Origin of the sequence: Sunxiuqinia dokdonensis (genome assembly GCF_001270965.1) — a bacterium.
In the GTDB taxonomy this organism is placed as follows: Bacteria; Bacteroidota; Bacteroidia; order Bacteroidales; family Prolixibacteraceae; genus Sunxiuqinia; species Sunxiuqinia dokdonensis.
On sequence record NZ_LGIA01000209.1, the window covers coordinates 1 to 8,507 of the forward strand.

At 39.8% G+C, this 8,507-nt stretch carries 9 protein-coding genes; 8 read left to right on the forward strand and 1 reads right to left on the reverse strand.

Annotated elements, in window-relative coordinates; all coding sequences use genetic code 11:
* Window positions 1-220: 220 nt before the first annotated feature.
* From NC99_RS19915 to NC99_RS19940, 5 genes are all read left to right on the forward strand, one after another.
* Window positions 221-418 (forward strand): hypothetical protein, encoded by a 198-nt coding sequence (locus NC99_RS19915; protein WP_157625095.1) that lies wholly within the window; start codon window positions 221-223, stop codon window positions 416-418.
* Window positions 419-973: 555 nt separating this feature from the next.
* Window positions 974-2,116 carry a M48 family metalloprotease gene (locus tag NC99_RS19925; protein WP_053188199.1) on the forward strand — a complete coding sequence of 381 codons (1,143 nt, stop codon included), beginning with the start codon at window positions 974-976 and terminating at the stop codon, window positions 2,114-2,116.
* 184 nt (window positions 2,117-2,300) lie between these two features.
* On the forward strand, window positions 2,301-3,329 hold the full coding sequence (locus tag NC99_RS19930; protein ID WP_053188202.1) for a hypothetical protein: 1,029 nt from the start codon (window positions 2,301-2,303) through the stop codon (window positions 3,327-3,329).
* 56 nt (window positions 3,330-3,385) lie between these two features.
* A complete protein-coding gene (locus NC99_RS19935) occupies window positions 3,386-4,000 on the forward strand; it encodes a DUF6338 family protein (protein WP_157625097.1) in 615 nt (204 codons plus the stop codon).
* A gap of 17 nt (window positions 4,001-4,017) precedes the next feature.
* On the forward strand, window positions 4,018-4,221 hold the full coding sequence (locus tag NC99_RS19940) for a hypothetical protein (protein ID WP_053188208.1): 204 nt from the start codon (window positions 4,018-4,020) through the stop codon (window positions 4,219-4,221).
* A 259-nt stretch (window positions 4,222-4,480) separates the two neighbouring features.
* On the opposite strand, the gene NC99_RS19945 is transcribed toward NC99_RS19940, so the two are convergent.
* Window positions 4,481-5,305, reverse strand: coding sequence for a hypothetical protein (locus NC99_RS19945; RefSeq protein ID WP_053188211.1), 825 nt, complete (start codon window positions 5,303-5,305; stop codon window positions 4,481-4,483).
* Between the two features lie 1,217 nt (window positions 5,306-6,522).
* On the opposite strand from NC99_RS19945, the gene NC99_RS19955 reads away from it, so the two are divergent.
* The 3 genes from NC99_RS19955 to NC99_RS19965 all read left to right on the forward strand — a co-directional run.
* On the forward strand, window positions 6,523-7,356 hold the full coding sequence (locus NC99_RS19955) for an RteC domain-containing protein (protein ID WP_053188217.1): 834 nt from the start codon (window positions 6,523-6,525) through the stop codon (window positions 7,354-7,356).
* 140 nt (window positions 7,357-7,496) lie between these two features.
* Entirely contained in the window at window positions 7,497-7,790 is a 294-nt protein-coding gene (locus NC99_RS19960) for a helix-turn-helix domain-containing protein (protein ID WP_053188220.1), read from the forward strand.
* The coding region (locus tag NC99_RS19965) for a hypothetical protein (RefSeq protein ID WP_204375070.1) at window positions 7,790-8,507 on the forward strand (718 nt) is incomplete at its 3' end. The genes NC99_RS19960 and NC99_RS19965, both read left to right, overlap by 1 nt.

Consider the following 8,507-nt stretch of genomic DNA (forward strand, 5'->3'; position numbering starts at 1 on the left):
ATTAATTTACTAAATATCATTGAGTTAATTAGTGAAAAATGAATAAAAAAAGAGGCTGTCCTCTTTTTAGACAGCCTCATCAAAAAGTTATCTGGGCGGCGCTCTTCCTTATGCCTTTCTTGAGCCCGGCGTGGCCATGCTTTCGAGTGTTCTGAAGAGCGTCAGGGCTATTGAGGTAAACATTAGTATCATAAGGGCATTTATTGCTATCCGAAAATATATGATCCAGGCTGCTCCATCGTCCCTTTCGGGGGAATTGGAAGAAATTAAGGAGCGCATCAAAGCCCTGGAAGAGATCGATGAAGAAAATGAAAAGAAGTTTGATGACATCTATATCGCATTGACCCAACTAGCGATGAAGCAACAACTTGTAGTCAGATCACGCAATCCCATCGGGTTTATAAAACCAAAAGAATAAATCAAAAGCAAGGGTAACCTGAATTTGTCATTCCGGCCTTTTAAAATGGTGAATCGTCATCACTAACAAAGGGAACCTTGCTGGCACGGCTTTGCAAACTATGCTTCGCAATAGCCCAAACTCACGAGTTAAAAATATTTCCCTTGTTGTCGCTCAACTTGGAAATCTCCGCTTCCAGACCCGCCCGAAAAACAACTTATCAACATTTTTTACCATCGATGATTTTTTGTTCAGAATTATCGTAACTTTCTGGCACCAAACAATAAACTAACAATGAAAACGACACCTGAATGCCCTCCGAAAATAGACATTCATCAGAAAACGCAGAACATACAAAGACTAAACTCTGAACGGAGATATAGGGTAAGAGTGGGGATAGGGATCCAAAATATCGGTGAGGCAGCAGCTCGGATCCAGAGCCCGCCGGACAGGTTCAACATTAACATGGAGATATAAAGAGACAACAGAAATGGCAAAAAAGTGTAATAGCTTCGTGCTATTACATAGTTGGCGGTAAGGCTAAGTGTGACAGAGCAACTATCGATAGAATCTAAAATGACTGAAAATCAAGAGAAAGCTATTCAATATTTAGAGGCTTTTCAAGAACAGAGTTTAGTTGAAAGATTTGGCAAAGATTACTTGTCAAAATATAATGACGTTTTAGGTCTGACAAAAAAGACGGATTTTTTAAACGCCTATTTCAATTCTCAATTGAACATGACCGATGAAGAAAAGGCGGATTTTACTAAAAGCTATGATAGTTCTTTGAAATCATGTATTATTAAAACAAAATATGAATTGCCAGAATCTATTTTAATTCTATCAAGTCTTTTTGACAAAATCGATGTTGCCGCTACTAGACTCACGTACCAGCTTAATAAAAAACCCTTTATTGGGACAGCATTCTCTAAAGAGTTCAATGCATTTGCGGCAAGAGTTCCTGGTACTGAAGAAAGTCTATTAGTTTTTGAAAGTGAACTTTTTACTTTATGTAACTTACTTGCAAAAATTATTGCTTCTTGCCTGCCAGACTTTAAAATTGATGAAAGCGGCGTGTCTTTCAATTGTAAGAAAATTAGAATTAAAAATCATATTGACACAAATCCGCTAATAAAGGAAAGATTCAAGGATTTTGTAATTAATGCGGTAATCAACGGTTTACCAAATGGGACGAGACAATATTTTTTGTCAGAGACAGTGAGTAAACTCCAATACGAACTTCTCTCCTCAATTGAGTTATTTATTGTTGGACATGAGTACGGGCATATTTATGCAGGACACATTGACAAAGCACTCGTAAAAACAAGGATGATCAATAATGAACAACTTGAATTTATTTCACCTGATTGGCAAATGGAGTTTGAGGCGGATTTTTATGGATTAAGTTTGTTGGTAAATACAGATAGTGCTCATAGTTTTCTGCCTTTTAGCCTTTTAGGCCCCGAATTACTTTTCACATTTCTGGACATTTTCGAAAGAGCAAATACTCTAGTTGCTCTTGGGACAGAAATTCATTCAAATGGAGGCAACACACATCCTCCAACAATTGAACGAAGAAAAAAAATTCGAGAACTTTTAGGAGAATCTATTCCCGAACGACTTTTAGACAGCTATCAAGTCGTGAGTGAATTTTTAGAAAATGTTATGGAAGTCCTTTGGGCTGATTTTAACCACGCACACATTAGAAATGGAAATTAGAATAAAAAACAAAGCCCAGCCGCCAACTTCAGCTACCCGTCAAGTGCGGCAGCAGTGGTTTTCGGTGGGTATCTTTCCGCTCGGGCAGCTGATCGGCTTGACAGGAAATCGCCCGCAGTCCGCCCCTGCGTGTAGCTTCCTACGTTGTGGCGCATATTAATAACCAACACAAACAGAGCATTAAATGGATAAATGTAATCTTTGCAAGAATAATGACGCTGATAAAACGGGTTCTCATATAGTTCCTCATTTCTTATTGAAAAGAATAGAGAATATTGACGGGAAAACAGACCGAGATTACGAGATAGGATATAAAATTGAAAGATTAAAATCTGCATCTCATTTTGGTAGGTCTGTTCAACCAGAAAGACTTGAAGAAACATTTGGAGAAATAACTGACGAAGATATCGACAAAAATAAACACCCTTTGGTAGTGGATAACTTCTTATGTTCGGATTGCGAGGAAAGGCTCGCTCATATTGAAGGTATTTATTCACAAACAATAGAAACTATTGAGAAAACCGAATACGAATCTGGAATTAGTACCTCAAATGGAATTTTATTTTGGGCAAGCGTTTTATGGCGTTTGTCAGTACACGGAGAAAGTGGCGTGAAATTAACTGCCGTACAAAATGAATTGCTTAGAGTGATATTAGATTCCTTTCTACCAGCGAAGAATGAAAAATTTAATGAGAAATTAATCGCTGAAAGTGATTTGGTGAAAGAATTATCATACAAAATTATCAGATGCCATAACTGTGTCCAAGATGAGGCAAAATGGCTTCTATTTCACCCAGATTTTTATGATTCATTATGTCTTTTCATAGACGAATTTGTAGTTGCCTTCAGCTTAAGTGGTCAACACGATGAATTTAACACAAAAGATTGCTTTGGGATAAATGATTTGATTCTGGATGCACCTGTGAATATTATAGGAGGAAATGAGGTCATCAAGCCTTTTGACAGGTCAATTTTCATTGAGTTTAGTAAAAAAATTGTGGATATGGTAAAAGATGTTTATGTCGGTGGGTTGGATGAATTTTTTGACGAAGTGCATGTTGCCGCAGGAGGTAAAGGCGATAAAATGCCAGCAGAGCTCAAGCAAGAAATAATGGCAGAAATAACATCTGACGAAAAGAAAAATGGAAGGAAATATTCTCAAGATGAGATTGTAAAGTCAACATATGAGGTGATGAAAAAATACGCACCATAGTGGTCAGTTTAACCGCAGCTTGAAACAGTATCGGTTTGACCGCAAATAACTACAAGGTGAAACAGTATAAATTAAAAATCTCAATAATGGATATTCTAAGCGTGGACAAATTAGTTCTATTCTTATTCTTTTTCGTTCCTGGATTTATATCGCTCAAATTCTATCAATTGCTTATTGCGGATGAAAAAGTTGATTTTTCGAAAAGTCTTTATGAAGCAGTTGGGTTTAGTTGTATAAATTTCTCAATATTTTTCTGGGTTATATATCATATAAATAAACCAGAATTTGTTGAATCTCACCCTTTTTATTATTATGCAATAACCCTTACTATAATCTTCATTACTCCTTTGATATTAACGTGGTTTCTATCAATGATACTAAAAACTAAAGTATTCGGTCGATTTTTTGTAAGCCCCGAAAAAGTGCCTTGGGACTGGCATTTTTCGAAACGAGATTCATCTTGGGTAATTGTAACTCTTAAAGATGGAAAGAAAATTGGGGGCAAATTCGGCAAAAAATCGAGTGCTTCTACTTTTCCCAGATCAAAAGAAATATACATTGAAGACATATGGAAATTGGATAAAAATCACAAATTTATAAATAGCATAGAAAGGAATACGGGAGTATTAATCACAGGTGACAGTATACTCGCAATTGAATTTTTTTCTTGAACCCTAAAATTTGAAATATGAGCGCAGAAGAAAACAAAAATCAGAAGCCACAGGAAAGACCAATTCCAGAAAGGCAACCTAACACTAACATTGAAAAAGGAAGAACCGACGAAGGGTTCAAAAGAGAGAGTCCAACGCCACTTTCTTGGCAACCGATCAGAGATCAAACAGATTCGAATCCTCCAGATGGCGGTTCCGGAGTTGGAGAAAGTAATGATTAATTATTGCTACTATCCTCTTTTGTAGATTCCATTGCGGGTACAATTTTACACAAACCAAAATTTCACCCGGCCTGCCCCTTATTTGAGCGAAGTGGTAACGAGGGGTTTGCTGTCTTGAGTTTGTAACTCATTTTTAATCCCTGAGCTGGTTAGGATATGTCGAGGGCGGGCTGTGGCTTGCCGGATATGTCATTCAGTCCTTATTGATAGGGGATTTGCAATCACCATGATCAGGTGGCTTGGCCATCGTTTATCCATCTCATACAAAGTGTTCTAAATAGTTGATCAAATGGATAGGTGCAATTTTCTTATTCTCTAAGTCCGTGTAGATTTGTGTCCAAGAAAAATTCTTTAAAACCAAGCCATATTCCATGTTTAGATATGCTAGCGATGGGATATTGTTTTCTTGGAGTTGCCGTACTACATGAACTGTTATTCTATCAAATAACTGAAGTTGCCACAAGGAAGCTTCTATATCCCTGAGTGATCCACCTCTAGTTATTGCAAGCTTTTTGGCTAAATCCGAATATTCCTTTTTTAACGGAACGAGGTGTTTAACTAGTTCATCATAACCAATAGCGTCCGATCTAAGATAATCCCCAGTGCTACTATGGCAAACAGCATAAACCTGAACTCCTTTTTTCCAATACCTAAAAAGGTTGTTTGATAACGTATTCTGAAAATCTAAAGAAAAAGCAAAACGTTGGCCATGTTCTAATCTTTTGGGCCATACTTCACTATTACTGAAGAAAATATTGGGTTCACGTTGCTTCTTATTCGACAAAAACTCGAATTCATAAGTAATTGGTTCAATAAATTTAGTTTCAAACGATAGATTTAAAAACGAGATAGACAGTGTACAAGTTCCGAGAGGGGAGTTTGAGACATATCCGAGAGAAAATTCAAAACTAGGATGATTTTCTATATAGTTTTTCTTATTTCCAATCTTATCCCTGTTTCGTCTTTTTCTTTTTTTTCGCCAATTAACAAATCGATCCCGAAGATGAAAAATGTTGTTACCTATTGCTAATATCCCCGCTAGAACTGAAACAATTGTGGTGATAAGTATAACTTCTATGTTCATGTAGGTCTTTTTTTAAGATCAGATTTATAAATGTAGTATTTAAACTCCTAAAATGTATTCAATCGGCGTAATACATATTGCGGTAAGGGTTCGTACCGTTCTTGGTTGGGAAAAAACAAGAATGGCAATTGCAACATTCAGGAAGCTCTTCTAGGTATGCGCATGAGCTTGAGGCTGGCTGAATTTCCCTTGCTCTCCCTCGTTTGAGTGAAGCGGAAACAGCCTGTCCCGACAACTTTCAGAGGGGAAAGCTGGCATTTGCTTGCAACGGCATCGTCAAAATATGCTGTGAACTTTTGGCCTGCCTGCGTTAAAATGGGTTGGCTTCCGGGTTTCCAAAAAAGGCTGCCAATCTGATATACATAACGGAATATACTTGCACCCGTGCGGGCGTAAATCTCCATAAGTACGCACGTAAATTTTCACACGCATGGAAGTACAACTACACACGCATGGAAGAGCTACTTACGGTGTGTGAAAATTTGGTTACGCACGTACGCAGGCTTGGCTCGAGACGATAGGTTTTGCCGTAGACGTGAGCAAGCTTGGCTACGAACGGGTGGAAGCTAAGCTACCTTCAGGCGGATTATGGACAGCGCCGGAATGATGCCAGATAAAACGGTCGAATTTGTTGCCAGCTTGGTATTTCGATGTAATTGTGCCACAACAAATGGAAGCGGGGAGGTTTCCTGGGTTAATCGCGAAACCGGGCCTTTCGAAAAAGTCAAGCTTCTTTTGGGGAAAAGATAAAGTACTTTTTCTGACAAGTTGAAGTACTTTTTTTCATAAGATACTTAGGATTTCCGAAAAAGACCAAGAAGGATTCATAAGCATGCGGTAAATTCCGTCTTTGCTCCTATAAAACGTCTTCGCCCTTTAAAAGCTTCTCTAAAATGTTCGGAGAACTTTCAGAGGCCTGTTAGTGGTCCTGTTCCATTTCTGTTTTTCCGCTTTTTCAATTCCCTGTTTTAATAGCAAAGCCATCGCGGCATTCCCAAACTTTCTGGTGGGAGTGCCAAACAAATAATCCATCGGATAAAATTATCCCAAAACAAATCGATACAATCTCAATTAACTTCAGTTGCAAACTGAACGACCTCCCTTCTACAAAAATCATTTCAGAAACGGCAGCCGGGCTGACACCGGTAATGTCCGTCAGATAGAAATGGTTTGATTCCTATTTCCGGTTTTTTAATTCATTCAGCATTCTTTTTAGTATGGAAGCGTATTCCCACATTATCATCGAGTTGGAAAGAGATTTGGAGCAAATTGCATTGACTTCTGATCATGTGTTGGACACCACCAGGATGGCCATCAGAAGCTGTAAGCTGGCCCTGGTCAAATTAAGGCGGATGGTTCTTGCCCGGGGTTTCCCGGATCAGGAATCGGAAATCCGCTTCTTTAAGGAGATTAAACCCCTTGCACATAGTCGCCTCCTATTTTACCAAAGCCTGTTTGAAATACAAAGCTTGCAGGTAAAATACGCCCCGGAGCGGATGAGACGGTACCTGGAAGCGAAGATTGACGAGATTCAACTGTACATGGAAGAACATGCGGCCAGCGTTCAGTACTACAATTGCGGATTTACGTACCTGGACAGTCTTTATTTTGTCCGGAATAACGATCAAATCCCGATCGAACTGAAATGCCTTGAAGACCCAATGGATGAACAGTTCAATACATGGCAGGACCATACATTCGCTGTGATAAGGGCAAACAACCTGTTGTTGGAATACCTAACCCAGGAGATCATCCGGCTTGAGAACCCGGAACAAGCCAATCACCCAATGACCTTAGCCAATCTTGCCTGGACGGGCCATATCATTGATCTGGTGGAATTGCTTTACGCCCTGTCTTCCGCCCGGGCGATCAATAACGGCAAAATACCCATCATCGGTCTGGCGAAATTATTTGGTTCGATCTTCAACATGGACCTTGAGAAGGATCTTTACCGGTATTTTTCGGAAATCAAGCAGCGAAAAATTGACCAGACCAAGTTTCTCGAACATTTAAAATCCTCGCTTCAGCAAAGAATTGACGAAAGCATCTGATTACGCGGCGAATACCGTTCCTGACTACTCGATATCTAACAATATAAAACACCCCACCTGACAACTACTTGATAACAAATTAATTTTGAAGCGTGCAAATTTGAAGTGATATCAAAAAGTACCATTCAAAATTAAACGTTATGGCATCAGAAATTTTGACCACCGACGATCTTCGCGAATTCAAAATTGAATTATTGGAAGAGCTAAAACAACTTTTACAGGAAAACCAGGGACTGCCCGAAAAGAAATGGCTTCGGTCGGGTGAAGTCCGGAAACTGCTGAATATCTCTCAGGGAACGCTTCAAAACATGCGGGTGAACGGAACCCTACCCTTCTCCAAGATGGGCGGACTATTGTATTACAAGTCGCAGGATATCGACAAGATTCTGGAATCAAACAAAAGCCAGTCCCTCATTCGATTTGGCAACCGATAATGAATTACCTCCGCCACTTAAACGGGTTTTTTGAGCGGCTGGCCGTGGACAAACGCTTGTCGTCCTATCACATCAGCCTGTATCTGGCGCTGTTCCGGCAATGGAATGCCTGCCGGTTCAGCGAGCGGTTTGTTATATCGCGTGCCGAGATGATGGACCTGGCCCGGATCGGTTCGGCCAATACCTATGCCCGGTGCATGAAAGAACTGGCTGACTGGGGCTACATCCGCTACAGAGCATCCTCCAACCTGCACCGCGGCTGTGCGGTGAGTTGCATCCGGCTTGATACGATGAACGACTTGTCTTTTGATACTGAATCTGATACCGGTACCATAAATGATACAACCGAAAGTGGCCGTGAACATCAATTTTCACCAGATGAGAATTCTTCCGGTATCAAATCTGAGACTGCACCTGATACAGCAACAAAGACTACTGGTGATACCGGTACTTCAGCCGATCTTAAAATTGATACCGCAGGCGATAACTCAAACGATACCAGTATTGAATCTAAGACGGCAAGGAATACCGGAAATGATACTTCAGAAAATACCGGTACTTCATGCGATATCAAAAGTGATACTCCTGGAAGTACAGCAACTGACACCGGTATCACTTCCAATCGCAAAACTGATACGGCAACTGATACGGGTAATCGTGAAAATGACCTTGCCGGTACTGAATCTGATACAGCAACTGATACACCTCTTATAAAGA